General features: G+C 66.8%; 12 protein-coding genes and 1 pseudogene. 3 read left to right on the top strand and 10 right to left on the bottom strand.

Annotation, left to right across the window (positions count from 1 at the left end; translation table 11 throughout):
- Positions 1-176: 176 nt before the first annotated feature.
- A complete protein-coding gene (locus E3N94_RS06070; protein ID WP_198416261.1) occupies positions 177-776 on the bottom strand; it encodes a GNAT family N-acetyltransferase in 600 nt (199 codons plus the stop codon).
- 320 nt (positions 777-1,096) lie between these two features.
- Between E3N94_RS06070 and E3N94_RS06075 the strand changes: the two genes are divergently transcribed.
- Positions 1,097-3,163, top strand: coding sequence for a glucose PTS transporter subunit IIA (locus E3N94_RS06075; protein ID WP_134342024.1), 2,067 nt, complete (start codon positions 1,097-1,099; stop codon positions 3,161-3,163).
- A gap of 237 nt (positions 3,164-3,400) precedes the next feature.
- On the opposite strand, the pseudogene E3N94_RS06080 reads toward E3N94_RS06075, so the two are convergent.
- Positions 3,401-4,619: pseudogene (locus E3N94_RS06080) on the bottom strand (MFS transporter).
- 104 nt (positions 4,620-4,723) lie between these two features.
- On the opposite strand from E3N94_RS06080, the gene E3N94_RS06085 reads away from it, so the two are divergent.
- Positions 4,724-5,515: a metalloregulator ArsR/SmtB family transcription factor gene (locus E3N94_RS06085; RefSeq protein WP_134373073.1), complete on the top strand. Its 792-nt coding sequence runs from the start codon at positions 4,724-4,726 to the stop codon at positions 5,513-5,515.
- On the opposite strand, the gene E3N94_RS06090 is transcribed toward E3N94_RS06085, so the two are convergent.
- From E3N94_RS06090 to E3N94_RS16740, 5 genes are all read right to left on the bottom strand, one after another.
- Positions 5,448-5,852, bottom strand: coding sequence for a VOC family protein (locus tag E3N94_RS06090; RefSeq protein ID WP_198416262.1), 405 nt, complete (start codon positions 5,850-5,852; stop codon positions 5,448-5,450). The genes E3N94_RS06085 and E3N94_RS06090 overlap by 68 nt on opposite strands.
- A gap of 306 nt (positions 5,853-6,158) precedes the next feature.
- Positions 6,159-8,240, bottom strand: a complete 2,082-nt coding sequence (paaZ, locus tag E3N94_RS06095) for a phenylacetic acid degradation bifunctional protein PaaZ (RefSeq protein WP_134569989.1) — start codon at positions 8,238-8,240, stop codon at positions 6,159-6,161.
- On the bottom strand, positions 8,240-9,139 hold the full coding sequence (locus tag E3N94_RS06100; RefSeq protein ID WP_134569958.1) for a 3-hydroxyacyl-CoA dehydrogenase family protein: 900 nt from the start codon (positions 9,137-9,139) through the stop codon (positions 8,240-8,242). Before E3N94_RS06100 ends, paaZ begins: the two co-directional genes overlap by 1 nt.
- A complete protein-coding gene (locus tag E3N94_RS16735) occupies positions 9,136-9,882 on the bottom strand; it encodes an enoyl-CoA hydratase/isomerase family protein (protein ID WP_134400952.1) in 747 nt (248 codons plus the stop codon). Before E3N94_RS16735 ends, E3N94_RS06100 begins: the two co-directional genes overlap by 4 nt.
- Positions 9,883-11,067, bottom strand: a complete 1,185-nt coding sequence (locus E3N94_RS16740; RefSeq protein ID WP_104103477.1) for an acetyl-CoA C-acyltransferase — start codon at positions 11,065-11,067, stop codon at positions 9,883-9,885.
- 141 nt (positions 11,068-11,208) lie between these two features.
- On the opposite strand from E3N94_RS16740, the gene E3N94_RS06110 reads away from it, so the two are divergent.
- A complete protein-coding gene (locus E3N94_RS06110; RefSeq protein ID WP_134415437.1) occupies positions 11,209-12,459 on the top strand; it encodes a low temperature requirement protein A in 1,251 nt (416 codons plus the stop codon).
- 35 nt (positions 12,460-12,494) lie between these two features.
- Here the strand turns inward: E3N94_RS06110 and E3N94_RS06115 are convergent, their stop codons facing one another.
- From E3N94_RS06115 to E3N94_RS06125, 3 genes are read right to left on the bottom strand one after another with little or no spacing between them, the layout of a single operon-like run.
- On the bottom strand, positions 12,495-13,007 hold the full coding sequence (locus E3N94_RS06115) for a hypothetical protein (protein WP_134343147.1): 513 nt from the start codon (positions 13,005-13,007) through the stop codon (positions 12,495-12,497).
- Between the two features lie 26 nt (positions 13,008-13,033).
- Positions 13,034-13,564: a hypothetical protein gene (locus tag E3N94_RS06120; RefSeq protein WP_134569959.1), complete on the bottom strand. Its 531-nt coding sequence runs from the start codon at positions 13,562-13,564 to the stop codon at positions 13,034-13,036.
- A gap of 14 nt (positions 13,565-13,578) precedes the next feature.
- Positions 13,579-14,271, bottom strand: a complete 693-nt coding sequence (locus tag E3N94_RS06125; protein WP_104103465.1) for a GntR family transcriptional regulator — start codon at positions 14,269-14,271, stop codon at positions 13,579-13,581.
- Positions 14,272-14,274: the final 3 nt, after the last annotated feature.

Here is a 14,274-nt window from a genome sequence, read left to right on the forward strand (position 1 = left end):
TCGGCCTCCGCGATCGCCTCGAAATGCTCCCCGAGAGCCTCTTGCTCTTCAATAAATGAGGGCTTCATGACACACACGCTACGGGCACCCACCGACATTACCCGCGGCATCCGCCCACCAAGAAACGGTCTGTGGATAACCCGATCACACCCACAATGTGGAGGAAGAAGCCCTGATCATTGATCGCGACCATTCAGGCCAAGGAAGTCCCGGAGCTGCAGTGCGCCCTCGACTTTCAGTTCGGGCTCGGCGCGGTTCAGGGTGTCGGCAGTCAGAACCAGCTTCTGGTTCAAGACCATCTCGCCGTCGCGCCTCTTCAGGCGATCGATTCCGTTCTCCCGGTAACCGACCTTTCTCGACACCGCGAGGGACGCGGGATTGTCAACGAATGCCGCTGAGGTGACCTCGGCGGCGTCCAGGTGATCGAACATGAATGCGCAGAGAGCCTGACGCATGAGCGTACCGATCCCGCGGCCGTGGTGCTTCATGCCGAGCCAGGAGCCCGTCTCCCCCGTTCTCGTGACGAGGTAGTCCCTGGTTGAGATGCTCTGGCAACCGACGATCTCACCGTCGAAGCGAACCGTGGTCTCGAGCGACCAGGCCGCCGGCGACATCTCGGCTCGTTGTGCCCAGTGGTATTGCATGAGTCGCAACCGGATCTCGCCCGGGGAACCTACGGTCCACGGGAAGAAGAACGGCATCTCCGTCGGCGCGTGGATGCCTGCCGCAGCGAGCGCATCGAATTCGGGTAGGTCAGCGTCGCGAACGGGAGACAACGTAACGGGGCCGCAAGTGATTTTCAGCCCGAAAGGTGGCCACAGGTCTTCAATTGGTGTGGACAAGACTGCTCGCGACGGCGGATGTGTTTCGTGATTCCCCATCCCGCGATGGTACCGACTCATCGCTGACTCGCGACGGCATAATTCCTTCCGCGCACGGCCGGCGTTGTCCTTATGCTTAAGTGTGTCCAAAAAACCGTTATCGTTGCTAACGATGCGTGGAGACCATTACGGTCTTCAGCCAGCCAGCGTGGTTCGCGCTGAGCCGTAACAAGCGGAATCATTAAGTTCCGCATCAACACCAGAAGGAGTCCAAGGTGGCATCGAAACCCGCTGCAGACATTATTGAAAGTATCGGAGGGGCCGAAAACATCGTCGGCCTCACCCACTGTGCCACCCGGCTACGTTTCACGCTGAAGGATGCATCGGGGATTGACCAAGCGGCCGTCGAAGCGTTGCCTCTGGTTCTCGGCGCTGTTCCGCAGGCCGGCGATCGCTACCAGATCGTCGTCGGCGGAGCCGTAGATACCGTATACAACGACATTATGGCGCTTCCCGCAATGAAGAAGCATGCGGGCGACCACGGCACCGGCGATACCATCGCCAATGTGAAGGCCGCGGAACGCGCAAAGGGCCCGCGCGGAAAGTTCTCCGGGCTGGACACGTTCTTCGAGATCCTGTCCGACTCCTTCCGCCCGATCCTGGGTGCGCTGCTCGGCGCATCCCTGTTCATCACGTTCATGGCTCTGATGGCAACCCTCGGGGTCATCCCGTCGTGGAACGCACCAGGCGTCACCCTCGACCCGTCCTGGGCGTTCATCAACCTGATGTGGCAGGGCGTTTTCGTCTTCCTTCCGCTGATGGTCGCCTACAACGCCTCCAAGCGGCTCGGCGCTGACCCCTGGGTCGGCTTCGGCATCATGGCCGTCGTCATGCTCCCCGGCTTCAACGCGCTGGGACTCACCGACGGAGCAGAGACCGTCTTCGGCGGCAAGGCTGCAGTCGTGCAGATCTTCGGACTGCCTCTGACCGTCACCGACTACAGCTCGCAGGTGTTCCCGCCGCTGATCATGGCGGTCGTTCTCGGGTTGCTGACCAAGTATCTGAAGAAGATCATTCCGTCCAGCGTTCAGCTGATCTTCGTGCCGTTCCTCTGCATGCTCATCATGATCCCGCTGACCGCCTTCCTGATCGGCCCCATGGGCGTGTACGGCGGCGCCGCACTCGGTAACTTCCTCAAGTCGATCAACGACTTCTCGCCGTTCATCTTCGCTGTCGTCATCCCGCTGGCCTACCCGTTCATGGTTCCGCTCGGCCTGCACTGGCCGCTGAACGCAATCATGCTGCTCAACATCCAGTCCCTCGGCTATGACTTCATCCAGGGCCCCATGGGTGCGTGGAACTTCGCGTGCTTCGGTGCAACTGCCGGCGTGCTGTTCCTGTCCATCCGCGAAAAGGACCGTCAGATGAAGCAGACCGCAACGGGCGCGCTCGCGGCCGGCCTGCTAGGTGGTATTTCTGAACCCTCGCTCTATGGCATCCACCTTCGGTTCAAGCGCATCTACCCACGGATGCTCGTGGGCTGCCTCGTCGGCGGCGTCATCCTCGGCCTCGGCGGCGGCGTGAAGACCAGCGCATTCGTCTTCACCTCGCTGTTGACGATCCCCGCGTTCGACAACATTCCCCTGTACGCGGGCGCCATTACCGCGTCGTTCTTCACCGCGATGATCCTCGTGATCCTCTCCGGCTATAAGACGCCGGAGCAGAAGGCGGAATTCGCCGAGGCTCTGGCTGCGGAAACCGTAGCGAGCGACGATGCTGCAACCGACTCTGACATCGCAGCCCCGGTTGTTGCCGGTGCGTCAGGCTCAGGAACAGGCACCGGAACCGCCACCGCAACCGCAACCGCCACCGCCACCGCCACGGTCCTGGCCACGATTGGTTCGCCCATCGCCGGTATCGTCGTTCCACTGACGGACGTGCCGGACCCTGTGTTCAGCAAGGGAATCGTCGGTCTAGGCGTGGGAATCGATCCGACCGAGGACACCGTGTACGCCCCTGGAGCAGGCAAGGTTCTCGTCGCTCAGGCGACCGGTCACGCCTTCGGGCTGCGACTCGACAGCGGTGTTGAAATGCTCATTCACGTGGGTATCGACACCGTGAACCTTGGCGGCAAGGGCTTCGAGGTCAAGGTGGCCGCGGGCGACCGCGTTGAGGCAGGCACCCCGCTGGTGACCTTCGACCGCAAGGTGATCGAGGATGCCGGCTACTCGCTGGTCACCCCGGTGCTCGTGACGAACCCCAAGAAGTTCGGATCGGTCGACCAGGCAGCGTCTGGCCACGTGGAGGTCGGAAGCCCTCTCATCACGGTCACCGCCAAATAAGACACCTCAGGTCAAAAGGTGGGCAGAGAATTTTCTGCCCACCTTTTTTCCTGCCGCTGACATAACCCGGCGGTAGACCATCCTCGTTCCACCGACCAGAAAACGACCGTTCATCGGCCAGTACGTCGACGGAATCGACATTCTTGTGGTCAACGAACGAGCAATTCGGCACTCAGGAGACCGCGAGCCTCATCGTGGGTTCACCGTTGGTGCGTGCGCAGGAGCGAAGGGCACGGCTCATCGGCTGCGGGTACGGAGATGGTCGTCTCCGCGCATGCGCAAGGCCACGACGAGTCCGGATGCCGCGGTCAGCGCCGCGACCACGGCGACCGCCGTAGGAATACCGAAGGCGTCGGCGAGCAGCCCGGACAGTAACGCGCCAACGGCGAAGCCTCCGTCACGCCACAGCCGGTACGCACCCACCGAGCGGGCCCTCCACTCGGGGTGGGCGACGTCGCCGATCGCGGCAAGCAGCGTCGGGTAGACCATGGCGGTGCCGGCGCCGAGCAGGATGGCTGCGGTCAGCCAGACCTTTGCGGCCGATCCGATCGGAGAGCCCTCCGGTGATGAGCTGCCCGGCTCCCCAAACCGCCGGGTAGACGGCGGCCAGGATGCCGATGCGTTCGATACTGAGTCCGGCGGCGGCGAACAGAATGGGGAAGAGCCCCCAGGCGAGGCCGTCGTTGAGGTTGTTGACCATCCCGGCCTGGCTGATCGAAGACAGCGACCGGTCCCGGAAACTGGTGAGGGTGAACACCTCCCGATTGCTGAGGGAGCCGGCGTGGGCGTGAACAGACAGGTGGTTGACGGCCTCGACTTTGGCGTGCTGATGGGTTTCGCGCACGAAGATGACCGACAGACCGAGGCCCAGAGCGATGAAGACCGCGCCGAGCAGGAACGGGCCAGGACGAAGCCCGTATTCGCCCGCGATGTAGCCGGTGGCCAGTGCCGTCGCGGCGACTCCGAGATACCCGGCCGCCTCGTTGAAGCCCATGGCCAGGCCGCGGCGGCTCGGGCCGACGAGGTCCATTTTCATGACCACGGTGGTCGACCAGGTCAGTCCCTGGCTGATCCCGAGGATCACGTTGGCGGCGACGATCCAGCCCCAGGTCGGCCCCAGGATGAGCAGGATCGGAACGGGGATGGCGATCAGCCAGCCTGCGACCAGCACCGGCTTTCGGCCGTAGCGGTCTGAGAAGGTGCCGGCGAAATAGTTGGTGCCGGCCTTGGCGAAGCCGAAGGCGAGGATGAAGGTCAGCGCGCCCGTATAACGGTCGAGCTGAAAGACCTCGTCCGCCAGCAGCGGCAGCACAGTGCGTTCCTGGCCGAGCGTACCGCCGACCAGCGCGTTGACCGCGACGAGCAACAGGAACTGGGGGAAGTTCTGCCGGAGGCCCAGGACGATGCCGCGACGCACGCCTTTGGGTTGGTCTGCGGCGTTCGGGGTCTGACTCATAGTCCGTTCTCCAGCGAGGGAGCCGCTGCACGGGCCCGGATTTTATTCCATAAAACCATGGATTATCAGATTATACTAGTGTGAAGGGAACCGAGAGGAAAAAGATGGGCGATCGAGAAAAGAAATCGGCGCTGTTCGAGCAGTTTGCCCGCGTCGGCAAGGCGCTGGGCAGCGGCAAGCGCCTTGAGCTGGTCGACCTGCTCGCCCAGGGCGAACGCACGGTGGAATCGTTGGCGAACGCGGCCGGCCTGGGTCTGACAAGCGCATCCGCCCACCTGCAAACCCTCAAACATGCGGGTCTGGTCAGCACTCGCCGGGAGGGCACCCGGATTCACTACCGACTCGCCGGGGATGACGTCGCCCGGCTCTACAGCCTGGTGCGCAGCGTCGCGCAGACCCATCTCGCAGACGTCGAATCCATCCGGATCGCCTATCTGGGTCTCGATGACTCCGAAGCGGCGGGCGACGATACGCACGAGGAAATCACCAGGGAAGAGCTTCTCGCACGCGCGACGGCCGGGACTATCACCGTGCTGGATGTGCGGCCACGGCAGGAATATAACGCTGCGCACATTCCCGGCGCCCTCTCCATCCCCCTCGAGGAACTCAGCGATCGGCTCAGTGAACTGCCGACGGACCGCGAGGTTGTCGCCTACTGCCGCGGCAAGTACTGCGTGCTTGCCTACGAGGCCATGGCCGTGCTGCGCCGGAGCGGCCGACGCGCAACGCGATTAAACGAGGGGATGTTGGAATGGCGACTGGCGAATCTGCCGGTGTCCGCCGAGGCGGCCGCCGGGCGCACATCCGTCGAACTACCGGCCTGTCGGACTACCGGACTACCGGCCGGCGGCCGAGTGGGCTTTGGAACCGAATCAGGTAGCCGTCCGGATCGGTGACCAGGAACTGGCGCACACCGGCTTCCTCGTCGTCGACGCGATACCACTTCGTCTCGGGCGCCATGAACAGTGAAACGCCGGCCGCTCGCAAGGCCGACAGGATCGGATCGACGTCGGGCACGGCCACCTGAAAGTTCACGCCGCGACCCTGCGGCACCTCGAGGGGACCCGTGATCCAGTTCCTGCCGGCTCCCGCCCGTTCCAGCATCACGTGCGCGGATCCCCGCATGATGTAAGCGAAGCCGTCACCGGGGCGGTCGTAGCGAATCGTGAATCCGCACAAGTCGCACCAGAACTCGATGCTGGCTTCAAGATCCCGCACCAGAAGTTCAGGCACCAACGCTGGATCTGTCCCGGAAGTCACGTAGTCATGGTGTCATGCTCTGCTCACCCGCAGACCTACCCGGCAGGGAAGTGCAGTCCGGTGCGGCATCGACGGCCTGCCCGATCGCGCTTGTGCCGTCGACAGCGGCCGCGCACCGTACGCGCGCCCCGCCGGCAGCGTGAACGAGTTCCACGGAGATTTTGCGCGAAACGGCCCAAAACAGCCCGGAAACCGGCTTATTCCTTAAAATCTCCGTCGAATTCGTTCGACACCCGACCGGGCGCTCCGCCTGTGGCGCTCTCAGCTGGTGCCCGGGGGTTACTCCTTGGCGACCAGGGTGAGAACGTCGTAGGTGGCGACGACCTCATCGTTCTGGTTGTGCAGCACGGCGTCCCAGCAGACCTCGCCGTACTCTTCGGTCTCGCGCGTGGTGATCCGCTTGGCCGTCAGGGTGACCCGGATGCTGTCGCCGGGCGACACCGGGGTGACGAACCGCAGCTTCTCCAGCCCGGAGTTCGCGAGCACCGGCCCGGGGGCCGCATCCACGAACAACCCGGCCGCCCAGGACACCAGCAGGTAGCCGTGCGCGACGATCCCGGGGAAGAACGGGTTCGCCGCCGCCGCCTCGGGGTCCGTGTGCGCGTAGAACTTGTCGCCGGTGGCCTCGGCGAATGCCGTGATGTCGGCCAGAGTGACCACGCGCGGTCCGCCCTGGGTCTGGTCGCCCACCCGCAACTCGGCCAGGGACTTTCGGAACGGGTGGATGCCCGTTCGCACCGCGGCACCGGCGTGCCACTCCCCCGTGATGGCGGTCAGCATGTCGGGCGAGCCCTGGATAGCTGTGCGCTGCATGTGGTGCAGCACCGAACGGATGCCGCCGAGCTCCTCACTGCCGCCGGCCCGCCCGGGTCCGCCGTGCACGAGGTGCGGAACGGGCGATCCGTGGCCCGTGCTGCTGCGCGCATCGACCCGGTCAAGCATCAGCACCCGGCCGTGGTGCGCTGCGATCCCGAGCACGAGCGTACGCGCGATATCGGGGTGGTGAGTGGCCACGGTCGTCACCAGTGAGCCGCCGCCGCGCGCGGCCAGCTCGATGGCGTGGTCCAGGTCGGTGTACTCGATGATGGAGGCCACCGGGCCGAAGGCTTCGATCTCGTGCACGGCCGGGCTCTCCGGGTCGTGGAAGGCCAGCAGGATGGGGGCGACGAAGGCGCCGCCCGGGTCGGTTCCGGTCGGGGCGTCCGCCGAGCCCATCACGATGCGTCCGCCGCCGTCGATCAGGCGGGCGACGCTGGCGAGCACCTCGTCGCGCTGCCCGGTGCTGGCGAGGGGCCCCATGGTGACCCCCTCGGCGCGCGGGTCACCGAGGGTGACGCGGCGGGCCATCCGTTCGGAGACGGCCGCGACGACCTGGTCGCGGCGGCCCGCCGGCACGATCAGCCGGCGGATGCTGGTGCACTTCTGACCGGCCTTGCTGGTCATCTCGGTCACTACGGAGGCGACGTAGGCGTCGAACTCGGCCGTGCCGGCCGCGGCGTCCGGGCCCAGGATCGCGGCGTTGAGCGAATCGGTCTCGCTCGTGAAGCGCACGCCGCCCTCGACCACGTTCGGGTGGGACTTGAGGGTGCGGGCGGTGCCGGCCGACCCGGTGAACGCCACCAGATCGCGGTAGTCGAGGTGGTCGATCAGGTCCCTGGCGCTGCCGGAGATCAGCTGCAGGGCGCCCAGGGGCAGGATGCCGGACGCCAGGATGTGACGCACGACCGCCTCGGTCAGGTACCCGGTGGGCGTCGCGGGCTTGACGATCGTCGGCACGCCGGCGATGAACGCCGGGGCCAGCTTCTCAAGCATGCCCCAGACCGGGAAGTTGAAGGCGTTGATCTGGCAGGCGACTCCGGGGATGCGGGTGTAGATGTGCTGACCGCTGAAGGAGCCGTCGCGGGAGAGCGCCTCGACGTCGCCGTCGATGTAAACCTGACTGTTGGGCATCTCGCGCCGGCCCTTGGAGGACAGCGTGAACAGCACTCCGATGCCGCCGTCGATGTCGACCATCGAGTCGTAGCGGGTGGCGCCGGTGCGGGCGGAGAGCGCGTAGAGCTCCTCCTTGACCCCGCCCAGGTACTGTCCCAGCTTCTTGAGCAGGATGGCACGCTGGTGGAAGGTCAGTTCCCCGAGCGAGGCCTGGCCGACCGTGCGGGCGTGTTCGACCACGGCGGCCAGGTCGAGCCCGTCGCTGCTGACCCGGGCGACCTCGGCCCCGGTGCTCGCGTCGAGGACACGCTGGGCGACCACATCGGTGTCCGGGGTCCACCAGGAGTCGAGAACGTAGCTGGGAACGACCGTGTCAGAGCTCGTGTCGGGGCCGGTGTCAGTGCTGGTGCCGTTGCTGAGAAGTGTCATCATGCGTCCTTCCAATCGAAGAAGCCGCGGCCGCTTTTGCGTCCGAGGTCACCGCGTGCGACAAGGTCGCGCAGCAGTTGCGGCGGGGCGAACCGGTCGCCGAGGGTTTCGTGCAGGTGTTCGGCGATGCCGAGGCGAATGTCGAGGCCGACGATGTCGGTCGTGCGGAGAGGCCCGACCGGATGCTTGTAGCCAAGAACCATGGCCGTGTCGATGGCCTCGGGGCTGGCCACGCCCTCCTCGACCATGCGGATCGCCTCGAGCGCAATCGCGACGCCGAGGCGGGAGCTGGCGAAGCCGGGCGAGTCCCGCACCAGGATCGGCGTCTTCCCGAGCGAGGACACCCAGTCCTGGGCGAGCCGGGCGAGCTCCGGGTCGGTGCGCTCCCCCGTGACGACCTCGATCAGGGTCGAGACCGGCACCGGGTTGAAGAAGTGCAGTCCAATGAACCGGTCCGGGCGGTCCAGCGTCTCGGCCAGATCGGTGATCGACAGCGAGGAGGTGTTGGACGCCAGCCAGGCGGTGGGGGCGAGGTGCGCCTCCACCAGGCGGAGCGCCTGCGTCTTCAGCGCCACGATCTCGGGAACGGCCTCGACGACGAGGCCGGAGCCGGCGAACGCGGCGGCATCCGTTGTCACGGTCAGCCGGTCGCCGAGCTCGGCGCGGCTCGCGGTCACGCTACCGCGGCTGAGGGATTTGTCGATGGCGGTCAGGACCCGGTCGCGGGCGGCGGCAGCCGCGTCGTCTCCCTGCTCCACGACGGTGACATGGGCCCCGGCCATTAGGAACGCGTGCGCAATGCCGGCGCCCATGCGGCCTCCGCCGAGCACGCCGACCTGGTGCGGCACTGGCACGGACTGAGCGGCTTGGGCCTTTGCGGACACGGTGCTGAGCGTCATCGCTTCTTCCTCTCCAGGAATGCGGTCATTCGGGTGAATTTCTGGTCGGACTCGAACAGGCGCGCCTGGGCCTCGTTGTCGGCCACGGGATGCTCCGCGGCGGGAACATGGAAGACCTCCTTGGCCAGCTGGGTGGCCAACGGGTCCTGCTTGGCGATCCGGTCGGCCAGCGCGTGCGCTGCCTCGAGCAGGACGTCCGACTCGTGCACCTCGGTGACCAGGTGCACCGCCAGCGCCTCGGAAGCGTTCAGGATGCGCGCGGCCAGGATGATCTCCTTGGCCACGGGTTCGCCGACCAGCGCGGCCAGCCGCCACAGCGCTCCGGCCGCCGGGATGATGCCGAGGGCCGTCTCCGGATTGCCGAGCCGGGCGGTCGTGGAGGCGATCCGGAAGTCGGCGGCGTAGGCCAGCTCGGCCCCGCCGCCGAGCGCCCAGCCGTCGATGGCGGCGATCACGGGCATCGGCAGGCGGGCGATCCGGCCGAACAGGGTCGAGTTGATCCCGTTCAGGGCGTCTTCGGCCCGGCGTTCCCGCAACTGCGCGATATCGGCCCCGGAGGCGAAGACGCCGTTCGTGCCGGACAGGATCAGGATGCGGGGTTCCTGCTCGAGGTCGGCGCAGACCAGGTGCAACTCGTCGATCATGGTCTGGTCGATGGCGTTGCGCACGGCCGGTCGGTGGAGCTGCACATGCACCCGGTCGGGCCGCTCGTCGACCAGCAGCGTCGTGAACTCGCGCGACATCTAGACGCGCTCCACCAGCAGGGAGGAACCTTGCCCGACGCCCACGCACATGGTGGCCACGCCGCGTTGGGCACCCTCGCGCTCCATGCGCCCCAACAGGGTGATCAGGATACGGGACCCGGACGACCCGAGCGGGTGCCCGAGGGCGATGGCGCCGCCGTGCCGGTTGACGATTTCCGGGTCGAGGCCGAGCCGGCGGATGCAGGCCAGAGACTGGGTCGCGAACGCCTCATTGAGTTCGACGGCGTCGACGTCACCGATGGTCAGTCCCAGGCGGTGCAGCAGCTTCTGGGTGGCGGGGACCGGGCCGAGGCCCATGGTCTCCGGGGCGACGCCGGCGCTGGCTCCGCCTACCACCCGGGCGCGGGGCGTCAGCCCCAGACGCTCGATGGCCGCCTCGCTCGCCACAACGATGGCGGAGGCCCCGTCGTTCAGGGAGCTGGCGTTGCCGGCCGTGACGATGCCGCCCGTCCGCACGACCGAGCGCAGCCCGGCGAGGCGTTCGAGCGTGGTGTCGGCTCGGGGGCCCTCGTCGATCTCGATCAGTCCGGCGCGGGTGGGAACACCCACGATCTCGGGCGTGAAGATGCCGTCACGTTGCGCCTCGAGTGCCAGCCGGTGCGAGCGGAGGGCGAACGTGTCGGCATCCGCCCGGCTGATGCCGTCGAGGGCGGCGACCTCCTCCGCCGTCTCCGACATGGAGAAGGTGGCCTTGTCGCGCGCTTGCAGGCGCGGGTTCGTGAAGCGCCAGCCGATCGAGGTGTCGACGATCTCGCCCGGCTTGGCGAACGCCTTCTCCGGCTTGGCGAGAACCCAGGGTGCGCGGGTCATCGATTCGACGCCGCCGGCGATCACGAGGTCTGCTTCGCCGGCCTTGATCATGTTGGCGGCCAGGTGCACGGCGGACAGGCCGGATGCGCAGAGCCGGTTGACCGTGATCCCCGGCACGCTGTCGGGGAGACCGGCCAGGAGCACGGCCATGCGGGCGACGTTGCGGTTGTCCTCGCCGGCCTGGTTGGCGGCGCCGAGGACGACCTCGTCAAGGAGGGTGGGATCCAGCCCGGACCGGGACACGACCGAGGCAAGCACGATGGCGGCCAGGTCGTCGGGGCGGATGCCGGCCAGCACCCCGCCGTATCGACCGATAGGAGTTCGAACACCATCAACTAGGAATGCTTCGGGCATGGCTTCATCACCTTTGATCGCCGTGTTTACTAACTGACCGTTCGTTTTGTAAAAGAATGTCATAGAAAGTCCCATCAGGGCAACACGGGAGGCCGCCATGCCGCCTCCCAAACATCTGCCGGACTGAGGCAGACTGGGTGCGTGAACGCAACGCCCAGCACCGTCCCCTCCGCTCCCGGCACCGGTCGCCGCCCCACCGGCCGTTTTGGCCTCCGGCTCAATCTGATGCGCCCGGATCGGCCCGACCTGGCGGATCGGGTCACCTACATCGAGCTGTTCTTCGACCTGATCTTTGTGTTCGCGTTGACCCAGCTGTCGCGCCATCTCTACGAGAACCAGTCCTGGCAGGGAGCCGCCGAGTCCGTCATCCTGGTGCTCGCCCTGTGGTGGATCTGGGTGCACACCACCTGGGTGACCAACCTGCTCGATCCGGCCCGCCTGCCTGTGCGCGGGGTCGTGATCGGCCTCTCTCTGGTCGGGCTGGTGGTGAGCGTCTCGATCTACGAATCATTCGGCGACCGGGGATTCCTCTTCGCCGTGGCCTACGTCACCCTGCAGCTGGGCCGAACGGCCTTCATGGCGCTCGCCCTCGCGCTCCACGATCGCGCCCTCTTCCGCGCCTTCGTGCGGATCTTCCTCTGGCTCGCGGTGGCCGGGCTCTTCTGGATTCTCGGCGGCCTGCTCCCGGCCGACTACCGGTTGCTGCTCTGGGCCACCGCACTCGGGATCGAGTTCGTTTCCGCGAAGCTCGGTTTCCCGGTGCCGGGCCTCGGCCGGGCCACTCCCGGCGACGGCGAGCTCTCCGGTCCGCACATCGCGGAGCGCAGCGCCCTGTTCGTCATCATCGCACTCGGCGAATCATTTCTGGTGACGGGCTTCGCCTTCGTCGATCAGGACGTGTCGGTGCCGGGTGTGCTCGGCCTGCTGCTGGCCTTCGTGAGTGGAGCGGCCATGTGGTGGCTGTACTTCGACCACAGCGAGTACGCGGGCAGCAAAGCCCTCGCCGATGCCGCCGACCCCGGCCGGCTCGCCCGGCTCGCGTATACCTATGTACATGCGATGCTCATCGCCGGCATTGTTCTGAGCTCGGTCGGCGTCAAGGAGATCCTGGCGCATCCGGATGACCCGGTCATTTTTTCGACGGCCGTCGCCATCACCGGCGGGCCTCTGCTGTACCTGCTGGGGCTGGCATTGTTCCGATTCGTCGTGGCCCGGGAGGTGCTGATCTCCCATGTCACGGGAATCGCACTACTGCTGCTGGCGCTGCCCCTCGCCTTCGCCCTCTCGCCGCTCGCGTTAGGAGCGCTGGGAGCGCTCATGCTGACGACCGTCGCCTGCTGGGGGACCATCGTGCGCGTGCGGAACGGCACCGCCGAGAAGGAGGCCGGCTAGCCGAAACTGGGAGGCTTCGAGTGATCGAACCCCGGTCAGAAGAAGCCGTCGGGGGTGCCTGCAGCCTTCTCGACCGCCTCGGTGCCGATACGCGCGGCGCCGAGCTGGGCCATCGCGACGCGCAGGCCGGATTCCATCTGGGCGGCCCAGACCTCGGTCTCGCGGCTGGCGGCGTCGGCGGCATCCGCTCGGGCGATAGCCTTTTCCTTCTCGGCGCGTTCGCTGCGCACCTGCTGGATGCTCAGGGTGATGCCGTAATAGGCGGCCACCATCGAGGCAATGGGCGTGGCGAATACGGCGAGGGCGTTGATGCTCTCGCTCGACACCCCCACCAAAAGCATCACGATGAAGGCCACGGCAAGGGCTATGATTCCGACCAGGACGACCAGCGCGGTGCGCTGGCCGGACGTGGTCGTGAGGTGCGCTACGCGCCTGGGCGCGGGCTGGGCCTCGGTCGTCTGGGGCTCTTCAAGGGGCTTGAGCGTCTCGGTCTGATCGGACAGGGGCATCGACCGGGTGGGCGTGCTGGTCGAGGAGAAATCAGTCATGGTGAGGGCTCCGTCGTCAAAGTGCATCAGGGGGAAGCGGTGGGGTCATTGTCTGCTGCCGATTCGGCGCGGTCAAGGCGGGCATCCGGGTCTTCGTTAAGAAAGACCCGTTTGTAGCTTCGCCCGTCGGGGAGTTCGACGGTTCGGCCGGCGAGCTTGCCGCGGCTCAGCTTCAGGTAGATCGCCTGGGCGGTGACCCCCAGCTGCGCAGCTGCCTCGGACACGGACAGCCCAGGCAGATCGGTGGGCACGGCGCTGGGACGTGCGGACCGCTTGCGTCCGGCCGCCTGCCGGGCGGCGATCTCCGAATCGGTGCCGCTCCAGCGCCATTTCGCGGCGGCCGGTTTCAAACCGGCGGCGTCGGCGATCTCGTTCCAGTCCGCTCCCCCGCTGAGGGCGTCGCGCACACCTACCAGGGTGGCTGGGTCGGCGTCGAGCTCGAAGAGCAGGGAACGGATGGCCCGCAACCGCTCGAGCGGCGCCGAGCCCGGGGCCGTGTCGAGGGTCACCAGGCGCGACAGGGCAACCCGGGTGGATGGTGCGAGAAAGTAGCCCATGGCGTCTGGGGGACTCAGACCCGGTGCAGGGATGATGGGAGGTGTGCCTCCGGGCCGGCTTCGCCGCCGATTGCCGCGGCGAGGCGTTCGCGCGCACGGGCGAGGTGTTCGTCGAGCAACTCGGCAGCCGCGGCGCCATCGCCCTCCCCGATCAGCTCGAGCAGGCGCTGGTGTTCGGCCTGGATCAACGCGGTGTCGAGCAGGTTCAGCGACTGCACCCGCACCATGCAGAGGCGTACCTCGCTAACCAGGGAACGGTACATCCGGCTGATCCGCTCGTTGCCGACGGCGTCGATCAGACTGGTGTGGAAACGCATATCGGGTTCCACGACGTCGAGGGCGGAGCCGCCAGCCACGGCCGCGATGTCGAGGTTGGCCTGCACGGCCTCCTCGGGGACGGTGCAGGTGAGGGCCAGGCGGCGCAGCACCTCGCTTTCGAGGTAGGCGCGGGCCTGGTAGATGTCGCGCACGGAGTCCGGTCCGAGCTCGGCGACGCGGGCGCTCTTGTGCGCCCCGCGCACCAGCAGTCCCTCAGCGACGAGTTTCTCGATCGCCGCCTTCGCCGTGGGGCGGGCGACGTCGTAGCTCGCGGCCATATCGGTCTCGGTCAGGGCCGTGGCGGAGGTCAATTCCCCTTCAAGGATTCGGGTTCGCAGGTCGTTCGCGATGGCATCCACGATCGACGTTGCCGTTACGCGCGCTGTCACGGG

This window comes from Cryobacterium sp. Sr3 (assembly GCF_004402835.1).
Lineage (GTDB): Bacteria > Actinomycetota > Actinomycetes > Actinomycetales > Microbacteriaceae > Cryobacterium > Cryobacterium sandaracinum.